Here is a 1,510-nt window from a genome sequence, read left to right on the forward strand (position 1 = left end):
TATGCCAGCGAGGACTACCGGAAGGCGCTGCGAGAGCGCGGCATCGTCGCGAGCATGAGCCGCACCGGCGGCTGCTGGGACAACGCCGTCGCCGAGAGCTTCTTCGCGACCCTCAAGGCCGAGCTGGGCGACGCGATGCGCTTCCCGACCCGGCAAGCCGCGATGGCGTCGATCGGTGACTACCTCGAGCGGTTCTACAACCACGCCCGGCGGCACTCGTACCTCGGGTACTTGAGCCCGGTCGAGTTCGAATTGCGAGCACAAGTGGCCGCGTTTGCGGCATAGTTGGTTTGTCCACGGGAGCGGGGGAAGATCACCATGATCTGGCAGACGGCACGCGGTGTGCGATGAGCATGGTGTAGGGTAAAGATGTGCTGCGGAGGTTTGTTCGGCATGAAGCCTAGACTGCGCAACGAGTGTGGTGACGCGCCGCGCTTGCCGGCTCGCGAAGAAGGCGGTATTCAATTGCATCCACTTGTATCCCGAGCACAGGTTTTCGGCTGTGCGGCGACCATCGTGGCAGGGCTTACGTGCAGCTGCGGAGCCGACGTGTCGCAAGCGGGAAGGCCCCTCGCCGATGCCGCCCTCGCCGACGACAAGCGTTGTCGCGAGGGCGCCGGCCATGTGGCGCGCGTACCAGCCGAGTGCGGACTGCGCTTTATCGACGTATGCTCCGGGCCAAGCGACGAAGGGCATGTTTCGCTGTGTGGGGATGGGCACTGGCCTGACATCAACGATCGCTTCGTTTTGTTTGGAGCCAGGCGCCCAATCGTCGTGGAGGGCAGTCTCGTCGTGGTCGATTCTGTAACTCCCCAGGCAGGTGGAGTGGAGTTTCGCACGTCGGGCAAGTTGCTCGGAGCGCCTGAGAAAATAGATTATACGCCGATCGGTGCCATCGGCCCGTGGACCAGTGATATGCGGATCGATGGTGGGAAGTTTACCTGGGGAAGTGAAACGGAATACAGTTTTGACTCGTGGCAAACGTTTTCCCTGCTTTCGCTACCTGGCGTGCGGGCGCTCGAAGTTCAGCACAGACTTGCGACCTGTGAGTTGCTCATGAGGCGAACTGTGTTCGAAGATGGGGGCCTACGCTGTGTAACAGAGACCAATAAAGGTCAACCTGAAGGAGCAATCAAGTTTCCTTCCCGGTGCACCGAACCCGGTCTCGCCGAGACTGATCGCTCTACTGCTGTGAAAGCGCCGTGAAGAGCGAAGTGAAGCCGACGTCCAACGAAGCGGGCCTGTTGGAAAAGGTGGAAGCGCGACCAGGAACCGCAACCAGGTTGACCGCCAACCCCGCCAACCCCGACCAGGTTGACTGCGCCGGGGGGTTCACGCCCGCCGCGTGAGTTTGGGTCGCGGTAGGGACGGCCCTTAGCCCACTGATCTTCCCCCGCTCCCGTGGACAAACCAACTATGCCGCAAACGCGGCCACTTGTGCTCGCAATTCGAACTCGACCGGGCTCAAGTACCCCAGGTACGAGTGCCGCCGGGCGTGGTTGTAGAACCT

Annotated in this window: 3 protein-coding genes; 2 read left to right on the forward strand and 1 reads right to left on the reverse strand. The window is 61.8% G+C overall.

Annotation, left to right across the window (positions count from 1 at the left end):
• Together QHF89_RS49825 and QHF89_RS49830 are read left to right on the forward strand one after the other, a co-directional pair.
• The coding region (locus QHF89_RS49825; RefSeq protein ID WP_284722031.1) for an integrase core domain-containing protein at positions 1-285 on the forward strand (285 nt) is incomplete at its 5' end.
• Positions 286-393: 108 nt separating this feature from the next.
• Entirely contained in the window at positions 394-1,206 is an 813-nt protein-coding gene (locus tag QHF89_RS49830) for a hypothetical protein (protein WP_136973420.1), read from the forward strand.
• A gap of 208 nt (positions 1,207-1,414) precedes the next feature.
• On the opposite strand, the gene QHF89_RS50090 is transcribed toward QHF89_RS49830, so the two are convergent.
• A partial coding sequence (locus tag QHF89_RS50090) for an IS3 family transposase (protein WP_342763994.1) occupies positions 1,415-1,510 on the reverse strand: 96 nt, incomplete at its 5' end.

This window comes from Polyangium sorediatum, assembly GCF_029946465.1.
Classification (GTDB): domain Bacteria; phylum Myxococcota_A; class Polyangia; order Polyangiales; family Polyangiaceae; genus Polyangium; species Polyangium fumosum.